The following is a 17,085-nucleotide window of genomic DNA, read 5'->3' on the forward strand; positions in this document are numbered from 1 at the left end:
GTGCTAGCGAAGCCCAACATGGCCACAAGGGCCACTCCGGTCACGATCCATCGTCTACCCCCCTGGTTCATATGCCTCTCCTTCTCGGCCGGATGGGCCGGCCGCGTCCACGTCGGACGCTAAGAGGGGGTGGTGGATCTGCTTGCTTATTCAGGTGAACAAAAGGTTGACGGCAGGGAACCAGGTGATCGGTCTCGGGCATCGAGGACGTAAACAGCTGGCACCTTGCGTGTCGCGAGCGGCTGGTGCACCATTAACCGAACGAACATTCGGTTGGAGGGAAGTCGGATGGACGCGCTCGAGGCCCGGTTCGAGGAGACGATCGCCGCCGACCAGCGGATCGAGCCACGTGACTGGATGCCGGTGGCGTACCGCCGCACGCTGATCCGGCAAATCGCGCAGCACGCGCACTCGGAGATCATCGGCATGCAGCCGGAGGGCAACTGGATCCTGCGTGCCCCTTCTCTCCGCCGTAAGGCGATCCTGCTGGCGAAGGTGCAGGACGAGGCCGGGCACGGCATGTACCTCTACGCGGCGGCGGAAACGCTCGGCGTGGACCGCGAGGAGCTCACCGAGAAGCTGATCGAGTCGAAGCAGAGGTACTCCTCGATCTTCAACTACCCCGCGCTGAGCTTCGCCGACATCGGCGTGATCGGCTGGCTGGTCGACGGCGCCGCGATCTGCAACCAGGTGCCGTTGTGCCGCTGCTCCTACGGCCCCTACGCGCGGGCGATGATCCGGATTTGCAAGGAGGAGTCGTTCCATCAGCGGCAGGGCTACGAGCTGCTGCTCGCGATGGTGCACGGCACCGACACCCAGCGCGAGATGGTGCAGGAATCGACGAACCGCTGGTGGTGGCCGTCCCTGATGATGTTCGGGCCCCCCGACGGAGACTCGCCGAACACACAGCAGTCGATGGCGTGGGGCATCAAACGTCACACCAACGACGAGCTGCGCCAGCGGTTCGTCGACATGACGGTGCCGCAGGCCACCGCGCTCGGCATCACGCTGCCCGACCCCGATCTCCGGTGGAACGAGGAGCGGCAGGCGCACGACTACACCCAGCCGGACTGGGACGAGTTCAAGGCCGTTCTGTCCGGCTCCGGGCCGTGCAACGCGCAGCGGCTGGCGCACCGGCGCCGGGCCCACGAGAACGGTGCCTGGGTGCGCGAGGCCGCCGGGGCCTACGCCGAGAAGCAGGCGGCACGGGCCGCGCGGACGGAGGCTGTGGCATGAGCGAGCGTGCGAGCGAATCATCAGTGCAGCGCGAGCGTGCGAGCGAATCAGGGGCGCCGCGCGACTTCACGGCGGAGGGCGGCCACGGTGCCGTCCCGACGAGCGGCGTGGAGACCGGGTCGGGCGAGCGGAAGCGGCGCAGCTGGCCGCTCTACGAGGTGTTCGTCCGCGGCAAGCGCGGGCTCAACCACGTGCACGTCGGCTCCCTGCACGCGCCGGACAGCGAGATGGCCCTGCGCAACGCCCGCGACCTCTACACCCGTCGCAACGAGGGCGTGAGCATCTGGGTGGTGCGGGCCGAGGACATCGCCGCGTCCAGCCCGGATGAGAAGGACCCGTTCTTCGCCCCGGCGGGCGACAAGATCTACCGGCATCCCACCTTCTACGCGATCCCGGAGGAGGTGCCGCACCTGTGACCGCGCACTCGCACACCGAGGAAGAGGACGCGACCAACGCCTACCAGTCGCTAGCCGAGACCGTGGGCCACGACGACCCGCGCTGGGCGTTCGGGTCGGGCGTCGAGGACGTGCAAGGCGAGATCGACTCGCCCGTGCCCGACGGCGTCGACGCCGGTGACCTCGCCCAGTACTGCCTCATGCTCGGTGACGACGCCCTGATCTGCAGCCACCGCATCTCCGAGTGGGTCAGCAACGCGCCCGAGCTGGAGGAGGAGGTGGCGCTCGCCAACATCGCGCTCGACCTGCTCGGCCAGGCCCGTGTCCTGCTCGCCAGAGCCGGGCACGTCGAACACGGCGGGCGCGACGAGGATGCACTCGCCTACCTGCGTACCGAGGGGGAGTTCCGCAACGTCGCTCTGGCGGAACTGGGCGACGAGCTGGACTTCGCCAGGGCGATCGCGCGGCTCCTGCTGTTCTCCACCTGGCGGCTCGCGTTGCTGCAGCGGCTGCTCGACTCGCGCGACCCCGTGCTCGCGGCCGTGGCGGGCAAGGGCGTCAAGGAGGTGGCCTACCACCGTGACCACGCTGCCCGCTGGACGGTGCGCCTCGGCGACGGCACCGCGGAGTCACATCGGCGGATGCAGGACGCCCTGGAGATCGTGTGGCCGCATGTGGAGGAGCTCTTCCGCTCGTCCGACGTCGAAGGGCGGCTGGTCGAGGCCGGCGTCGCGGTCGACCCGGAGCAGCTGCGGCCCGAGGTCGACGCCGTGCTCGACGAGGTGCTCGCGGCTGCCACGCTGACGCGTCCCCAGCGCCCCGCGATCGGCACCATCGGTGGCCGTGGCGGGCGCCAGGGCCTGCACACCGAACAGCTCGGGCACGTCCTCGCGCAGATGCAGAGCCTCGCGCGTCAGCACCCGGGGGCGACATGGTGACGGAGACGGTGCGCGGCAGCGAGGCCGCCGACGTCCGCGCCCGGGCGGCCGCCGCCACCGTGACGGATCCGGAGATGCCGATGCTCACGCTGGACGACCTCGGCGTGATCCGGCGCATGGACGTCGAGGGCGATGCGGTCACGGTGACGATCACGCCGACCTATTCCGGCTGCCCGGCGCTGGAGATCATGAGCGACGACCTGCGCACCGCTCTCGCCGGGGCGGGGTTCGCCCGTGTCGAGGTGCGCACCGCGCTCGCCCCGCCGTGGAGCACGGACTGGATCTCCGACGAGGGGCGGCGCAAGCTCGCCGAGCACGGCATCGCACCGCCGGGCCGGGTCGGTCCGCGCCGGTCCGGGCCGGTGCCGCTCACGCTCACCGCGCCGGCGCAGTCGGTCCGCTGCCCGCGCTGCGGAGCATCGGCCACCGAGGAGATCTCCCGGTTCGGCCCCACGGCGTGCACGTCCCTTCGCCGGTGCCCCGCCTGCCGGGAGCCGTTCGAGCACATGAAGGAGCTCTGAGCCGTGTCGGCCACCGAGATCGCGATCCCGGATCGCGCCGACGACGTCGTGGCGCCCACCGCGGGCGGTTTCCGGCGCCTGCGCGTGGCCGCCGTCGAGCGGCTCTGCTCCGACGCCGTGGCCGTGACGTTCGAGGTGCCCGACGATCTGCGCGACACCTACGCGTTCCGCCCGGGCCAGTACCTGACGCTGCGCACCTTCGTCGACCAGGCCGGGGGGCGGCGGGAGGAGCGCCGGTCCTACTCGATCTGCGCCCCGGCCGGTGGTCCGCCGCGGGTCGGGGTGCGGCGGGTGGCTGGCGGGCTCTTCTCCGAGTGGCTGGTCGACCGGGTGCAACCCGGCGACGAGGTCGAGGTCGCCCCGCCGGCCGGCTCGTTCACGCCTGACCTGGAGCCGGACACCCACCACGGCCTGATCGCCGCCGGCTCGGGAATCACTCCGGTGTTGTCGATCGCGGCGTCGGTGCTGGGCGCCCACGCCGACACCCGCGTCACGCTGCTCTACGGCAACCGCCGCACCGACACGGTGATGTTCACCGAGGAGCTCGCCGACCTCAAGAACGCCTACGGTCCACGGCTGCAACTCGTGCACGTGCTCTCCCGCGAGCCGATGGCGGCCGAGATCTTCTCCGGACGTCTCGACGCAGCGCGGCTGCGCCTGCTCCTGGGCGCGCTCGTCGACACCGAGGACGTCGACCAGTGGTGGCTCTGCGGCCCGCTCGGGATGACGAGCGACGCGCAGCAGGTGCTTATGGAGCTGGGCGTGGCGAAGCAGCGGGTGCACCGCGAGCTGTTCTACGTCGACGAGCCGCCACCGGAGCCGGTGCGGGACGAGCCGGTGGAGACCGGGGCAACCAGCGACGTCACCGTCATCCTCGACGGACGTTCGACCACCCTGACCCTCCCGCGGCGCGAGTCCATCCTGGACGCGGCGCAGAGTGTGCGCGGCGACCTGCCGTTCGCGTGCAAGGGCGGGGTCTGCGGCACCTGCCGGGCGCGGATCACCGAAGGTGAGGTGACCATGCGGCGCAACTTCGCCCTGGAGGACGACGAGGTGGCGGCGGGTTTCGTCCTCACCTGCCAGTCCCGCCCGGCCACCCCCACGGTGACGGTCGACTACGACAGCTGACTCTCGATGTCGCAGACGGCACTACCTGCGGCACGGACCGTTCACGAGGCCTTCCGTCCCTTCGCGGGGGTCGTTCCCGCCGCCTTCGCCACAACCCGTTCCAGCTCGGCGCGGTTCATCGACGAACGGCCCCGGACGTCGAGGTCGCGCGCCATCGCCGTCAGATCGGCCTTGCTGAGCTCGGAGAGGTCGCCGTCCGGCGCGGCCTTGCCGGCCTTCTTGCGGGCCGTGGTCGCCGCCTTCTTCCGGCGTCCGGTGCGCTCGTCCTTCCGGCCACCGCGGGCCTCCGCCACGCTGGCTTCCAGCGCGGCGATCAGGTCGGACATCGCCGTCGGCTCGGGTGGCTCCGACTCGGTGACGATCTCGCGGCCTCGGCGCTTGTCCTCGATCAGCTTCTCGACGCGCTCGGTGTAGGTGTCGCGGAAGTCCTCGGGGCGCCACGGCCCGCTCATCGACTCGATCAGCGACGTGGCCATCTCCAGTTCCTTGCCCTTCGCCTGTGACCTTCCCGGCAGGTCGTCCAGGTCTGCCGGGTCGCGGATCTCGTCGGCGAAGAACAGCGTCTCCAGCGCCAGCACACCCTCGTCGGCACGGACGGCCGTGAGGTACTCCTTGCCGCGCATGACGAACGTGGCGATCCCCGCCCGGTTGGTGCGCGCCATCGCGTCGCGCAGCAGGGCGTAGGGGCGGCCGTACTGCTCGTCGGCCGGGGCGAGCCAGTAGGTCTTCTGGAAGAAGATGGGGTCGATCTCGTCCAGGTCGACGAACGTGACGATATCGAGCGTGCGGGAGCGGCCCGGAGCGATCTCCGCCAGCTCATCGGGCTCGACGATCACGTAGTCGCCGCCGCCGACCTCCTTGCCCTTGACGATGTCGGAGTACTCCACCTCCTTGCCGGTCCGCTCGTTGATCCGTTGATTGCGGACGCGGTCGGCAGTGCCGCGCTGGAACTGGTGGAAGTGGATCGTGTGGTCCTCCGTCGCACTGAACAGACCGACCGGTATCGACACCAGCCCGAAGTTGATGGACCCCGTCCAGATCGCTCGTGCCATCCCTCGCCTCCCGTCGTCCCCGGCCGAGTACCCGATCAGCACCGCCTTAGTGCTGGTCGAGCCTGCGTTCCAGGTCCCGCACGCGCCGCTGCGCCTCGCGCGCCGCGCGGTCGGCCGCACCGACATCCCGCTCGGCCGAGCGGGCTCGCGTGCGCGTGTCGCGCTCGGCCTTCTCCGCGGCCTCGATGCGGCTGCGCAGCTCGCGCAGCGTCCCGGCCGCGTCGTTCGCGGCGCGTTCGGCGGCGGTGCGCTCGCGCTCCGCCTTCTCACGGGCGGCGTCGGCGTCCGCGGCCGTGGAACGCGCCTGTTCGAGATCGCGCCGCAGTCGCTCCTCCCGGTCCGGGCCGGTGTCACGGTCCTGCCTCGCCGCCGGGGGCGTCGTCGATCCCAGGAGACCACCGGCCTCGGCGGGATCGAGCGCGGAGGTGAGCCTGCCGCCCGCGACGGCCTCCGCGGCGGCGCTGCTGTTCACCGCGGCGGTGAACGTGTCCTCCAGTTCGCGGGTGACCGCGTCACTCGCCGGGTTGCCTGCCGACCGGGCCAGCGCCCTCGCCTGCTCGACGAGGCCGTGCACCACCTCGTGGCGTTGCTGCGACAGCCTGCGCAGCGCCTCGCCCTCCAACTGGTCCTGCGCCGCGCGCAGCCCGTCCCCGAGGTCTACCAGCGCCCTGACCTCGTCGGGATGCTCGCGGGACAGCAGGTTGGTCAACCACGCCGCGGTCGACGGGCGGCGGAGGGCCTGGATCTGCTCGGCGAGCTTCTTGTCGCCGCTCTGCCGGGCGCGTTTCGCGGCGGTGTTTCGCGCAGCCGTGAACTCGTCGCGGGGCAGTGCGTAGAGCTCGTCGGCCACCGGGTCGAGGTCCGCAACCATGCCCGGGAATGCCCCGCCTGCCCCCAGGCGAATCCGCGGAACGTCAGCTCGGCAGCCGGACCAGGCCTGCGGCGCCGTCCACCGTCACCTGCTGGCCGGTCCGGATCCTGGTGGTCGCGTCGGCGACCCCCACGACGGCGGGGATGCCGTACTCGCGTGCGACGACGGCGCCGTGCGAGTTCGGCCCGCCCATCTCCATCACCAGGCCACCAGCGGTGAGGAAGAGCGGTGTCCAGCCCGGGTCGGTCGACGGCACGACGAGGATCTCGCCCGGCTCCAGGTGGGCGCCGATCGGGTCGAGCACCACCCGTGCAGGGGCGGTCACGGTGCCGGCGGACGCAGGGGTGCCGGTCAGGGCACCCTCGGCGTCGACGGGCCGGGAGAGCGTCTCGGGTTCGGTCCCGTCGGACAGGAGCATCCGCGGTACGTGGCGACGGCGCAGCTCCCGGTCGTAGGTCTCCCGCCGCTCGGCGACGGTCGCGCGGTGGTCGGCCCCCGCGAGCGCGGAGCGCGCCTCGGCGAGGTCGAGGAAGTACACGTCGGCCGGGTCGCTGAGCAGCCCACGTGCCGCGAGCAGTTCGCCCACGACCTGGAACTCCGCCCGCGCATACGCCAGCAGCCGGATCACGAAGTCCTTGTGCGTCTCGCGCATGCCGACGAGCTGGCGCACCCGCCGCAGCGCGAGCCGCACCGCGAACGCCCGGACACGGGAGCGGCGGCGGACCCGTTCGACTGCCGCGGCGACGGCGGCATCGGCGGCCAGCGCACCGCGGGCGAACACGGCGTCCGGGGCGAGCTCCGGGTCGTCGAGACGCAGGTAGTTGGCCAGCACACCCAGAACGTGGGACGGATCGTCGGACCAGCGGGGCATGCCGAGGTCGATCTCGGCGACGGCGCGGTGCCAGTGCCGGGCCAGGAACGCCCTGAGGCCCTGTTGCAGCACGGGTGGCAGCGCGCCGTCGCGGTAGCAGCAGGCAAGCTCGGCAGCCGGTGTGCCGCGCAGCGCCTCGGCGGCGCCTGCGTCGCCGCGGAGCCGGGTGGCCAGGGCCCAGAGTTCGAGGTCCATCTCCGTGGTGGTGTTATGAGGCAGCGAGCGGAGCACCTCGTGCGAGGCCGCCCCGTCGAGATCGTCGCCTGCCAGCTTGCGCGCCACCGCGAGCATCGCCAGCCCGGAGACGAACACCGGCGCGACCCTCGGCATGATCGGGAAGAGCTGGGTCAGCACCCGCTGCACGTGGTCGAGCCGCTGTTCCGGGGCGGCGTCCGCCGGCAGCGCAGAGAGTGTGCGCAGCCGGTGGCCGATCCGGTCGACCCGCTGCCGCGCCGCGGCCGGGCGCAGCAGCGACAGGGCGAGGAGCGCCGGCACCCGGTGGTGCACCAGCACCTTCGCCACCCGCCGGACGAACGGCCACCGCGACGTCGTTTGCACGGCGAGCGCGGGCTCGTCGAACAGCGCCCGGAGCACCACGGCGGAGCGCGCCTCCATGATGTCGAGCATCCGGGGGAGGATCGCCCGGCCCACCGCGCTGCGGACGCCCGGGGTGATGTCGGCGAACGCCCGCCCACCTGCCGTGACGAACGCGGGGGGCCCCGCGACCGGGTCGGCGATCGGCACACCGAACGCGGCCGCGGGCACGGACGTGATCACCCGGAACGCCGACAGGCCCATCGGGGTGATCGGCCGCGTCAGCCCCTGAGCGAGGCTGGCGCAGAGGTACACGCGCAAGCCGTGGCCGGTCGGCTGGGGGAGCGGGTGCAGCGTGGTGATCGGCCGCGACTGGGTGAGCCACAGGGCGCCGTCACCGTCGATGGCCCACTCGATGTCCTGCGGGGCGCGGTAGTAGGCCTCGACGCGCCGCCCGAGCGTGACGAGAGACGTGATCTGCGCATCCGTCAAGCTCGACCGGGCCGCTCCGCCTGACCTGATGACCTGCTCGGTGCCACCGCCTGCCACCGGCCGCACCTCGACGGCCTTGTCGCCGAGCCGGTGCTCGACGATCCGGCCCTCGCCCTCGACGACGATGTGGTCCGGGTTCACGGCACCCGACACCACGGCCTCGCCGAGACCGGGGCTCGCGTCGATCACGGTGCGGGTTCGCGTGCCCGTCACGGGGTCGGCGGTGAAGAGCACGCCGGCGACTTGCGCGTCGACCATCCGCTGTACGACGACGGCGAGCCGCACCACATGGTGATCGATCCCCGCGTCGGCGCGGTAGCTCACCGCCCGGTCGGTCCAGAGCGAGGCCCAGCAGCGGTGCACGGCGTCGAGCACGGCGTCGATCCCGACGACGTTGAGGAAGGTGTCCTGCTGCCCGGCGAAGCTCGCGGAGGGCAGATCCTCCGCGGTGGCCGATGACCGGACCGCGACTGGGACCTTCTCACCGAGGGCCAGGTAGGAGCGGCACACGGCATCGGCGACTCGTGCCGGCACGGGCGTCGCCAGCAGCGCAGTGCGGGCCCGCTCGCCGAGGCGCGCGTCTCCGTCGAGCTCGCTCTGGAGCCCGGCAGCGGCCGCCACCTGCGAATACGCCTCGGTGGTGACGACGAACCCCGGCGGCACCGGGAAGCCCGTGCCGATCAGCTCGCCCAGGTTCGCGCCCTTGCCGCCTGCTCTGGAGAGCTCCCGCGAGCCGAGATGGTGCAGGTCGACGACGAGCTCGTTCACGGCCATACCGGACGATAACGCCGAATTTCCTCGAACTCAACAGTCGTTGAATAATGTGCTACTGATCGTGATCATTGATCGATTCGCCATGAGCGGAGCGTGATCGGATCTGATGCACGAGTGGCCCCTGGCGCGCGCTGTGAGGTGGGTGTCAGATTGCGCGATGCCCGAACGAGTGCGTCACGAGCGCAGCCGATCCGAACGCGTCAACCACGACTCGTCCTCCACCGATCCCGCCCCTGTCGTCGTCGGGACCGGCCCGGTCAGCCCGGACGAGATCCTCGCCGTGGCCCGGGAGGGGGCCGGCGTCGTTCTCTCCGCGGATGCGGAACGCACGATCGCCGAGAGCCGCGAGGTCATCGAGGCACTCGCAAGCGATGTGCGGCCGCACTACGGGGTGTCCACGGGGTTCGGTGCCTTGGCCACCCGGCACATCCCGCCGGAGCTCCGGGGTCAGTTGCAGCGCAGTCTCGTGCGGTCGCACGCGGCGGGGTCGGGGCCGGAGGTCGAGCGGGAGGTGGTGCGCGCGTTGATGTTGCTGCGCCTGTCCACGCTCGCGACCGGCCGGACCGGGGTGCGTCTCGAGACCGCGCGCGTGTACGCGGCGATGTTGTCGGCGGGGATCACGCCGGTGGTGCGGGAGTTCGGGTCGTTGGGGTGTTCGGGCGACCTCGCGCCGCTGGCGCACTGCGCGTTGGCGGCGATGGGCGAGGGCGAGGTCCGAGACGCGGCGGGGGAGTTGCAGCCGGCCGAGCGGGCGTTGGCGGCGGCCGGGATCGCGCCGGTGGTGCTGCAGGAGAAGGAAGGGCTGGCGCTGATCAACGGCACCGACGGGATGCTGGGGATGCTGGTGCTGGCGTGCGCGGACCTGCGGCGGCTGTTGCGCACCGCGGACGTCGTGGCGGGGATGAGCGTCGAGGCGCTGCTGGGCACGGATGCGGTGTTCGCGCCGGACCTGCAGGCGTTGCGCCCCCATCCGGGGCAGGCGGAGTCGGCAGCGAACATGCGGGTGCTGCTCGCCGGGTCGGAGGTGATGGCGAGTCATCGGACGCCCGAGTGCACCCGGGTGCAGGATGCGTACTCGTTGCGCTGCGCCCCTCAGGTGCACGGCGCCGCCCGCGACACCCTGAGCCACGCCGAGGCGGTGGCCGGCCGCGAGCTCTCGGCGGCCATCGACAACCCGGTGGTCACGCAGGACAAGCGCGTGGAGAGCAACGGCAACTTCCACGGCGCCCCGCTGGGCTATGTGCTGGACTTCCTGGCGATCGCGGTGGCGGACGTGGCGTCGATGAGTGAGCGGCGCACGGACCGGTTCCTGGACGTCGCCCGCAACCAGGGTCTGCCCGCGTTCCTGGCGGACGACCCGGGCGTCGACTCGGGGCACATGATCGCCCAGTACGCCCAGGCGTCGATCGTGGCGGAGCTGAAGCGGCTCGCCGTACCTGCCTCTGTGGACTCGATCCCGACCAGTGCGATGCAGGAGGACCACGTCTCGATGGGGTGGGCGGCCGCCCGCAAGCTGCGCTGGGCGTTGGAGGGGCTGACGCGGGTGCTCGGGGTCGAGCTGCTCACCGCCGCTCGTGCGCTGGACCTGCGGGCGCCGTTGGATCCTGCTCCGGCCACGGCCGCCGTGCGCGACCGCCTGCGGGCCGAGGTGTCGGGTCCCGGACCGGACCGGTGGCTGGCACCCGAGATGGACGCGGCTGCAGATCTCGTGAGTACGGGAAGCGCCCTCGGCGCCGCGGAAGCGGTGACCGGCCCGCTGCGCTGACGCGCGGCGGAAAGCGCCACAGGCAGGGCAGACTCTCTGCGATGGCGGACGAGGTGGACGGCGAGGGCGGGAACCCTCCGCATGTGACGCAACCGGCGTGGAAGCGACAGACGCGCGGGGAGCACCGGTGGCCGGCAGCGGCGGCGGTTGTTGTCGCGATCGTGCTGCAGCTGATGCTGCCCAATCCGGTGGTGCCGCAGGCCCGCTACGTCCTCCCGGTGCTCGAGGTCGTGCTGCTCATCGGGCTGGGGTCAACCCCTTCCGCGTCGACGGTGAGTCGGCCGCGCTGCGAATCGGTGGCCTCGTCCTGACCGGGCTCGTCGTGCTTGCGAATGCGTGGTCGGTGGTGCTGCTGGTCGGGGAACTGGTGGCCGGCCGGCCCGAGACGCCTGCGCAGCTGCTCATCGGGGGCGGCGGGATCTGGGTGATCAACGTGCTGGCGTTCGCGCTCGTCTACTGGGAATTGGATCGTGGTGGTCCGGCGGCGCGGGCGAACGCCGTACGCGATCTCCCCGACTTCCTGTTCGTGCAGATGCAGAACCCCGACTTCGCGCCGCGCGACTGGGAGCCGGCGTTCGTCGACTACCTGTACCTGTCCTTCACCAACGCGACGGCCTTCAGCCCCACCGACGTGATGCCGCTCTCGCGGTGGGCGAAGATGACGATGACGGTGCAGGCGGCCGTCGCTCTGCTCGTGGTGGTGCTCGTCGTCGCTCGGGCGATCAACGCTCTGTCCTGACCTCGCGGCGTAGCAGCAGGTACTCGCGTACCACCATGATGATGATCAGGATGTCCACGACGGCCAGCAGCGGCAGCACCACGGAGCCCGTGCGCACCGCGCGGTACAGCTCATAGGCCACGAACACGCTGAGCACCACCGCCGCCACCGGGTAGGCGGGCATCCAGCGTCGTAGCAGCGCCACCACCAGCCCGAGCTTCACCACGCCGTGCAGCCCGAGGTAGAGGATCACGAACGTGCGGTTGCCGGAGGCGAACTCCGCCGTGCCCGCCACGAGGTGTCGCGCGAGGAAGCCGTCGGCAGAGCCCACCAGATCGCGGCTGATCACGTCGGCCACGAGGTGGTTCACCAGCGTGGCGGGCACAAGTAGCAGCACGATCGCGCCGATCAGCTCGATTGCGCCGTCCAGGCCCTTGACGAACATCGCGAGGCGGAAAAGCCGCTCGGTGCGGCGCGCCGCCGGGACGTCAGCCACGGCGGCGCACCGGCGTGCCCGTGATCACCTGCTCGAAGATCTGCATGGTTCGCCTCGCTCGATCGCCGTCGGCGCGGAGTAGCGCCGGTTCCAGCGTAGGTCGCGCCCATGCGCGCGCTCGGTACCCGCTGGTCAGCCCCCGGCCGGCCGTCGGTCAGAGCGACTTCGCGACCTCGACCAGCTGGTCCAGCGCCATTCCCCAGCCATCGATGAACCCCATGTCCTCGTGGGACTTCTTCGCCGAGGCGTCGGCGTGGATCGCCGTGGCGGTGTACTTCGTGCCGCTGCCGTCGGGCTCCATGCTGATCACCGCGGTGAACGGGAAGCCGCCCTCGACGATCACCGGACGGAACCCGGGGCCCAGGCCCGAGGTGAAGACCAGCCTGGAACCCTCCTCGACCACGAGGATGCAGCCGCTGCTGGGGTACTCGTCGCCCTCCGGCGAGCGCATGGTGGTGTCGAACCTGCCGCCCGGCTGTAGGTCGATCTCGCAGGCGGTGGTCGTCCAGGGCTTGGGGGCGAACCACTGCTTGAGCAGCTCGGGAGTGGTCCAGGCCTTCCAGACCAGCTGGGGCGCGACGTCAACGGTGCGCTCCAGCACGAGGTCGAGCTCGGGGTTCGGGGTGTAGGTCGTCATTTCTGCTGCTCCTTGAGGTCGTGGAGAAACGAGTCGAGCTGGTCGAGGCGCTGGGTCCACAGGGCTCGCTGCGCAGCGAGCCAGGTGCCGATGTCCTCGAGTGGCTGTGGCGCGAGCCGATAGGTCCGCACGCGTCCCTTCTTGTCCGACGTCACCAGGCCGGAGCGCTCGAGGACGTTCAGGTGCTGGGTGAACGACGGCAGTGCCATGTCGAAGGGACGAGCCAGATCGCTGGTCGTCGCGGGCCCCTGGCTGAGGCGCTCGACGACCCGGCGGCGGGTGGGGTCGGACAACGCGTGGAAGACGCCGTTCAGATCTGTCTCGGCCACGCCCTCCCCACCATCTCGTCGCTTAGGCATGTGCCTAAGTATCCAGAGCCACGTCACTTAGGTCAACCCCTAAGTAACGTGACGGTCCGACTACCGGCGGCCGGCGATTTCGCGCAGCGGTTCCTGCAAGGTCTCGAAGACGCTGGGGTCAGTGACCCGCAGTTCCGTGAGCAGGGCCTCCGTCGCTGCTCGCAGGGCCCGGGCGAGTTCAGCTGTGTCGAGACTTCGCACGAACGCCTCGCCGATCGGACCGGTGACCTCCGGTGGCAACGCGTCCGCACCCTTGGCGTACGAGGTGGGAAGCCCGCGACGGTGACAGGCAAGCGTGATGGTGTGGTCGCGGACGGCATTGATCCAGTGCTCGGCCTGCCAGGGGGCGCCACGTTCGATGGCGATCCGGGCGTGAAGGACGTGATGCCAGCTCAGCCCGATGAGATGACCTGGATCGACGGGTGGCAGTGCTCGCCGCTCTACCGGAGTGCCGAAGACGACCTGGAAGCCGCCGCCGCCGACCGGACCGAAATCACGGCCGGGGGTGAACCCCAGGTCGATCTCCAGCGGCCCGTCGAGGAGGAATGCGCGGTAGATCTGCGTGCCCGGCCGGAGATCGAAGTGGTGAAGAGCGCCGAGTTCGCGGTAGACGAACGAGCTCCAGTCGCCGAGCACCGCCTCCACCTCGATGCCGTACGCAACCCCGAGGAACAGGTCGATGTCCGACCAGCGGTCTTCACGGCCGCTCGCCGCCGACCCGGTGATCGCGGCCCCGACGATCCGCTCGTCGTCGCGGGCTCGATCGAGTAGCTGCGTCCGTACCCGCTCGCGCCGATCCACCTCGACCATGGGCGACGATCGTAGGGCGATCTCACTTACTCCTGAGAGGGCCGTGCGCTTCGACCACGGCCGGCCGTCGCGTCGGCGGCATAGCCGGCGAGGTCGTCGGCCATCCGCTGCATCACCCCGGGAAGGACGAAGGGCATGGCCCAGCCGATCCCGGGGCCCTCGTATGTTCTGGCACGTCCGATGACGGGCTTCGGGACCCTGCCGTTTGCTCCGGCATGTGAAATCCAGTCCCCTGGCCCCGGCTTCGGTGGTCCACCGTCCGGAATCTGCGGCGCTCCGTTGTCCAGGGTGCTGCCGAGGCGACGATTGCCCCGGATCTGGCTTCTCGCCGGCATGCCGGGGCGTTGATCAACGTTCCGGGCCCTGGGGCAGGGCATGACCCGGTTCCCGACCCCCAACTGATGATCATGCGGAACCCGCTGCGCCCGACCTGTCGGAAATCGGCGGCGACCCGTCGTCCGCAGGGGATACCGAGCCGGCAGTCGCCGTCCAGCCTGAGACGTGGTCGGGAACTCATGATCATCACTTCGGGCCCTGCGGCAGGGCATGACCCGGTTCCCGACCCCGAACCGGTGATCATGAGGAAAAGGGTCGGTCCCGGCGGCACGGCTCGCGGTCGCCGATGGACAGTTACCGACCCGTGGGCGCCGAGCGCGGGCGCGGATCGACCGCGGCACTGGGAAGATGAGGGGACGCTGCAGAGAGGCCCGCACGAGGAGGTCGTGATGTCGGACGTTCCCAACGTGGCAGGCCGTGCGCCGCTCGTACTGGACGAGGACGAGGCCCTCGAACTGCTGGCCTACCTCGTGACAGCCGCGCGGACACAGGTCGACGAGGCCGCCGAGTACGGCCCGCTGCGCCTGCTGACGGCCGCCCGGCGCCTGGGGGCGGCGATTGCTCCGCGCGCGTCGGCGTCGACCGCGCAGTTCGTCACGGGACCACTGGTCGCAGCACCCGATCTGGCCGTGCCGCGTGACGGACGGGACGAGTACGCCGCCCGGCTGGACGAGCTGTGCCGCGCCCTCGGGACGCACCTCACCGGCCACTTCGCCGGGCAGCCGGGAGCCGCGCCGTGACCGGGCAGGAGGACGCCGTGCTGGCCGCCATCCGCAGCCGCCGGGTGGTACGGGCGATGAGCGGCGAACCGGTCGCCCGCAAGGACCTCGAGACGGTCCTGGACGCCGGCCGCTGGGCGCCGACCGCGGGCAACCGGCACCTGCAGCGCTTCGTGGCTACGGACGACCCCGCGACCCTGCGCGTGCTGCGCATGGTGTCGCCGGGCATGATCCAACGGCCCGCGGCCGCGATCACGATCTGCACCGACCGCCGGCTGGCCGCGGAGTACGGCTTCCCGCCGGGCGCGGCGGGCCTGCACGTCGACGTCGGGACCGCCATGGCGACGCTCCTGCTCGCCGCGCATGCGATCGGCCTCGGCGCAGGTCCGGTGAGCTCCTTCAGCCGAGCGGCGGTGGGCGAGGTGCTGCGGCTACCGCAGGGCTGGGTGCCCGAGGTCGTCGTCTGCCTCGGCCATCCCACCTCCGGGGCACCGCAGCCGATGCACCCGCAACCCCGCCTGACCTGGCGCGACCTGACCACCTGGGTGCCACACGACGACGGAGCGTGACCGGCTTCGACCGGCCCGATCATGCGGGCGTCGATGATCTTGCGGCGGGTCACATCACATGCATGTTGTCGATCTCGAATATGAAGTCGGATCCCCGCTCGGTCACAGACATCTCCAACGACAAGTCGCTCAGCGACTCGGCGGTGGTCCATAGCGGAAGGACGACCGCCCACCCGCTCCCGTCGCTGAACCGGAAACTGTCGGTCCCGGGATGGGCCCGCTTTCTGGCCAGGGTGGCACATTCTCGCAGCAGCAGGATCGAAGACTCAGTGCTTGGCCAGGGATCGGGCGATCACCAGGCATTGGATCTCGTTGGTGCCCTCGAAGATCTGCATTATCTTGAGCGCGGGTTGGGCCGACCAGCGCCGATCAAGGCTGGAAGGGCTCCGCTGCGGCGATCACACCGTTGGTGCACGTCGAGCGCCCGTTCACGTCCGGCAGCGTCCGCCTGCCCCGCAGACGTTGTCACTCAGTTGGTCACTCAGACGGGGCCTGGCTGGTTCTGCCGGGGAGGCAGAGCGTAGCTATCAGTCCGATGAGGCCGATGCCTGCCAGGACGATCATGGCTGCCGAGTACGCGTGGCCCGGCGTGGTGAGGCCGACGACAAGGATCGTGCCGGCAATGGCGGTGCCCAGGGACGAGCCCAGGTTCGACACGCTGCGCGACAGACCGGAGATCTCCCCCTGTTGTTCCTCGGGGAACGCGGACTGCACGACGTTGACCGAGGGGGTCAGCATCGTTCCGAGGCCCAGGCCGATGAGCAGAAGTCCTGGGGCGAAGGCCCAGACGTTCGACGAGAACCTGACCATGACGAGCAGGACGCCGATCCCGCCGAGTGTGACGACGAAGCCCGCCATGATCAGGCTGCGCTGTGGATGTCTCTTGGCGAGCCTTTCGGCGGCGAGGGACGACACGAGGATGCCGGCAGTGGCGGCGGTGAAGATCACGCCTGTCTGGATTGCGTTGTAGCCGCGGACGACCTGGAGATAGGCCGAGACGACGAACGCGACTCCCATGAGCAGCAGCCACTGGACGTTCTGCGTGACGAGCGCGAGATTCGAGGTGCGGTTCCGGAACAGGGCGGTGGACAACAGCGGCTCTTCACCGGCTCGCTCCTTGGCGCGGACGTGGAGGAAGAACCAGACAAGGACGAGGACTCCGACGACCAGCAGGATCGCCATCAGTGTCAGGTTGTTGTCCGCCTGCAAGATTCCCATCACGAGGCACGCCAGGCCGGCGGCCGACAGGATCGTTCCGACCACGTCGAAGGGCCGAGTGGGATCCGGCAGTACCGGATCAGCGATCCGGCGACTGAGCAGCACGATGATCACGATGATCACGGCCTGAAATATGAACGCCGCACGCCAGCTGATGCCGGTGGTGATGATGCCGCCGATCAACGGTCCTGCAGCCGCGCCGATGCCGCCCATCCCGGTGATCACCCCGAAGGCCCGTGCGCGGGACGTGAAGTCGCTGAAGAGCATTGTCGTGAGGATGTAGACGGGTGGGATTAAGAGAGCGGTTCCCACGCCTTCGAGGATGGAGTTGCCAAGTATCAGGATGCCGAGGCCGGGAGAAAACGCGCTGACAAGGGCGCCGACCCCGTAGATGGCGAGGCCGAGCAGGAAGCACCGTTTCCGGCCCCAGCGGTCGGTCAGCTTGCCGCCCGGGATCATGAAGGCCGCCATGACGAGCAGGAAGACCGTGATCGCGATCTGGACACCTTGCACGGTCGTGCCCAGATCCCGGCTGATGTCGTTGATCATCACGTTCATGTTCGAGCCGGCGAAGCTGCAGATGAACTGAGCAAGGGCAAGCGGGATCAGCATGCGCCGCAGCGGAGCAGTCGGCCGTGGAGGGCTG

Annotated in this window: 19 protein-coding genes; 10 read left to right on the forward strand and 9 right to left on the reverse strand. The window is 70.5% G+C overall.

Annotated features, from left to right (window positions below):
* The first annotated feature begins 288 nt into the window (after window positions 1-288).
* The 5 genes from paaA (at window position 289) to paaE (ending at window position 4,218) form a co-directional block, all read left to right on the forward strand.
* Window positions 289-1,236, forward strand: coding sequence for a 1,2-phenylacetyl-CoA epoxidase subunit PaaA (paaA, locus tag MMF94_RS26375; RefSeq protein WP_241039885.1), 948 nt, complete (start codon window positions 289-291; stop codon window positions 1,234-1,236).
* Window positions 1,237-1,343: 107 nt separating this feature from the next.
* Entirely contained in the window at window positions 1,344-1,652 is a 309-nt protein-coding gene (gene paaB / locus MMF94_RS26380) for a 1,2-phenylacetyl-CoA epoxidase subunit PaaB (RefSeq protein ID WP_241039982.1), read from the forward strand.
* A complete protein-coding gene (gene paaC, locus MMF94_RS26385) occupies window positions 1,649-2,569 on the forward strand; it encodes a 1,2-phenylacetyl-CoA epoxidase subunit PaaC (protein WP_241039886.1) in 921 nt (306 codons plus the stop codon). Before paaB ends, paaC begins: the two co-directional genes overlap by 4 nt.
* Complete coding sequence (paaD, locus tag MMF94_RS26390) at window positions 2,563-3,090, forward strand: 1,2-phenylacetyl-CoA epoxidase subunit PaaD (RefSeq protein ID WP_241039887.1); 528 nt, start codon at window positions 2,563-2,565, stop codon at window positions 3,088-3,090. The genes paaC and paaD overlap by 7 nt, the downstream gene beginning before the upstream one ends.
* 48 nt (window positions 3,091-3,138) lie before the next feature.
* The gene (gene paaE / locus MMF94_RS26395) at window positions 3,139-4,218 is read left to right on the forward strand and encodes a 1,2-phenylacetyl-CoA epoxidase subunit PaaE (protein ID WP_241039983.1); all 1,080 of its coding nucleotides are present in this window, start codon (window positions 3,139-3,141) and stop codon (window positions 4,216-4,218) included.
* 41 nt (window positions 4,219-4,259) lie between these two features.
* Here the strand turns inward: paaE and ku are convergent, their stop codons facing one another.
* From ku to MMF94_RS26410, 3 genes are read right to left on the reverse strand one after another with little or no spacing between them, the layout of a single operon-like run.
* Entirely contained in the window at window positions 4,260-5,270 is a 1,011-nt protein-coding gene (ku, locus tag MMF94_RS26400; RefSeq protein ID WP_241039888.1) for a non-homologous end joining protein Ku, read from the reverse strand.
* A gap of 46 nt (window positions 5,271-5,316) precedes the next feature.
* Window positions 5,317-6,141 (reverse strand): hypothetical protein, encoded by an 825-nt coding sequence (locus MMF94_RS26405; RefSeq protein WP_241039889.1) that lies wholly within the window; start codon window positions 6,139-6,141, stop codon window positions 5,317-5,319.
* 43 nt (window positions 6,142-6,184) lie between these two features.
* A complete protein-coding gene (locus tag MMF94_RS26410; protein WP_241039890.1) occupies window positions 6,185-8,812 on the reverse strand; it encodes a PEP/pyruvate-binding domain-containing protein in 2,628 nt (875 codons plus the stop codon).
* A 157-nt stretch (window positions 8,813-8,969) separates the two neighbouring features.
* Between MMF94_RS26410 and hutH the strand changes: the two genes are divergently transcribed.
* Genes hutH through MMF94_RS26425 form a run of 3 tightly spaced genes read left to right on the forward strand, consistent with a single transcriptional unit; the run spans window position 8,970 to window position 11,316 of the window.
* Window positions 8,970-10,577, forward strand: coding sequence for a histidine ammonia-lyase (gene hutH / locus MMF94_RS26415; protein WP_241039891.1), 1,608 nt, complete (start codon window positions 8,970-8,972; stop codon window positions 10,575-10,577).
* Between the two features lie 41 nt (window positions 10,578-10,618).
* Complete coding sequence (locus tag MMF94_RS26420) at window positions 10,619-10,888, forward strand: hypothetical protein (protein ID WP_241039892.1); 270 nt, start codon at window positions 10,619-10,621, stop codon at window positions 10,886-10,888.
* Window positions 10,889-10,899: 11 nt separating this feature from the next.
* Window positions 10,900-11,316: a hypothetical protein gene (locus MMF94_RS26425; protein ID WP_241039893.1), complete on the forward strand. Its 417-nt coding sequence runs from the start codon at window positions 10,900-10,902 to the stop codon at window positions 11,314-11,316.
* On the opposite strand, the gene MMF94_RS26430 is transcribed toward MMF94_RS26425, so the two are convergent.
* The 4 genes from MMF94_RS26430 to MMF94_RS26445 all read right to left on the reverse strand — a co-directional run bounded on the left by MMF94_RS26430 (window position 11,300) and on the right by MMF94_RS26445 (window position 13,597).
* The gene (locus tag MMF94_RS26430) at window positions 11,300-11,791 is read right to left on the reverse strand and encodes a DUF2127 domain-containing protein (RefSeq protein WP_241039894.1); all 492 of its coding nucleotides are present in this window, start codon (window positions 11,789-11,791) and stop codon (window positions 11,300-11,302) included. The genes MMF94_RS26425 and MMF94_RS26430 overlap by 17 nt on opposite strands.
* A gap of 154 nt (window positions 11,792-11,945) precedes the next feature.
* Complete coding sequence (locus MMF94_RS26435; RefSeq protein ID WP_241039895.1) at window positions 11,946-12,428, reverse strand: SRPBCC family protein; 483 nt, start codon at window positions 12,426-12,428, stop codon at window positions 11,946-11,948.
* On the reverse strand, window positions 12,425-12,757 hold the full coding sequence (locus MMF94_RS26440) for an ArsR/SmtB family transcription factor (protein WP_241039896.1): 333 nt from the start codon (window positions 12,755-12,757) through the stop codon (window positions 12,425-12,427). The genes MMF94_RS26435 and MMF94_RS26440 overlap by 4 nt, the downstream gene beginning before the upstream one ends.
* 90 nt (window positions 12,758-12,847) lie before the next feature.
* Window positions 12,848-13,597: a nucleotidyltransferase domain-containing protein gene (locus MMF94_RS26445; protein WP_241039897.1), complete on the reverse strand. Its 750-nt coding sequence runs from the start codon at window positions 13,595-13,597 to the stop codon at window positions 12,848-12,850.
* A 725-nt stretch (window positions 13,598-14,322) separates the two neighbouring features.
* Between MMF94_RS26445 and MMF94_RS26450 the strand changes: the two genes are divergently transcribed.
* Together MMF94_RS26450 and MMF94_RS26455 are read left to right on the forward strand one after the other, a co-directional pair.
* On the forward strand, window positions 14,323-14,673 hold the full coding sequence (locus MMF94_RS26450) for a DUF6092 family protein (RefSeq protein ID WP_241039898.1): 351 nt from the start codon (window positions 14,323-14,325) through the stop codon (window positions 14,671-14,673).
* Window positions 14,670-15,221 (forward strand): nitroreductase family protein, encoded by a 552-nt coding sequence (locus MMF94_RS26455; protein ID WP_241039899.1) that lies wholly within the window; start codon window positions 14,670-14,672, stop codon window positions 15,219-15,221. The genes MMF94_RS26450 and MMF94_RS26455 overlap by 4 nt, the downstream gene beginning before the upstream one ends.
* Window positions 15,222-15,270: 49 nt before the next feature.
* Here the strand turns inward: MMF94_RS26455 and MMF94_RS43790 are convergent, their stop codons facing one another.
* Window positions 15,271-15,480, reverse strand: a complete 210-nt coding sequence (locus tag MMF94_RS43790) for a DUF7668 domain-containing protein (protein ID WP_420852450.1) — start codon at window positions 15,478-15,480, stop codon at window positions 15,271-15,273.
* A 218-nt stretch (window positions 15,481-15,698) separates the two neighbouring features.
* The gene (locus MMF94_RS26460) at window positions 15,699-17,051 is read right to left on the reverse strand and encodes an MFS transporter (protein WP_241039900.1); all 1,353 of its coding nucleotides are present in this window, start codon (window positions 17,049-17,051) and stop codon (window positions 15,699-15,701) included.
* Window positions 17,052-17,085 lie beyond the last annotated feature (34 nt).

Origin of the sequence: Pseudonocardia alaniniphila, from assembly GCF_022524485.1 — a bacterium.
In the GTDB taxonomy this organism is placed as follows: Bacteria; Actinomycetota; Actinomycetes; order Mycobacteriales; family Pseudonocardiaceae; genus Pseudonocardia; species Pseudonocardia alaniniphila.

What these genes read in the sequence shown, in the direction of transcription:
- paaA (WP_241039885.1), top strand. Translation starts at nt 289, where the DNA reads ATGGACGCGCTCGAGGCCCGGTTCGAGGAGACGATCGCCGCCGACCAG.
- paaD (WP_241039887.1), top strand. Translation starts at nt 2,563, where the DNA reads ATGGTGACGGAGACGGTGCGCGGCAGCGAGGCCGCCGACGTCCGCGCC.
- ku (WP_241039888.1), bottom strand. Translation starts at nt 5,270, where the DNA reads ATGGCACGAGCGATCTGGACGGGGTCCATCAACTTCGGGCTGGTGTCG.
- MMF94_RS26405 (WP_241039889.1), bottom strand. Translation starts at nt 6,141, where the DNA reads ATGGTTGCGGACCTCGACCCGGTGGCCGACGAGCTCTACGCACTGCCC.
- MMF94_RS26410 (WP_241039890.1), bottom strand. Translation starts at nt 8,812, where the DNA reads ATGGCCGTGAACGAGCTCGTCGTCGACCTGCACCATCTCGGCTCGCGG.
- hutH (WP_241039891.1), top strand. Translation starts at nt 8,970, where the DNA reads ATGCCCGAACGAGTGCGTCACGAGCGCAGCCGATCCGAACGCGTCAAC.
- MMF94_RS26420 (WP_241039892.1), top strand. Translation starts at nt 10,619, where the DNA reads ATGGCGGACGAGGTGGACGGCGAGGGCGGGAACCCTCCGCATGTGACG.
- MMF94_RS26435 (WP_241039895.1), bottom strand. Translation starts at nt 12,428, where the DNA reads ATGACGACCTACACCCCGAACCCCGAGCTCGACCTCGTGCTGGAGCGC.
- MMF94_RS26445 (WP_241039897.1), bottom strand. Translation starts at nt 13,597, where the DNA reads ATGGTCGAGGTGGATCGGCGCGAGCGGGTACGGACGCAGCTACTCGAT.
- MMF94_RS26450 (WP_241039898.1), top strand. Translation starts at nt 14,323, where the DNA reads ATGTCGGACGTTCCCAACGTGGCAGGCCGTGCGCCGCTCGTACTGGAC.
- MMF94_RS26460 (WP_241039900.1), bottom strand. Translation starts at nt 17,051, where the DNA reads ATGCTGATCCCGCTTGCCCTTGCTCAGTTCATCTGCAGCTTCGCCGGC.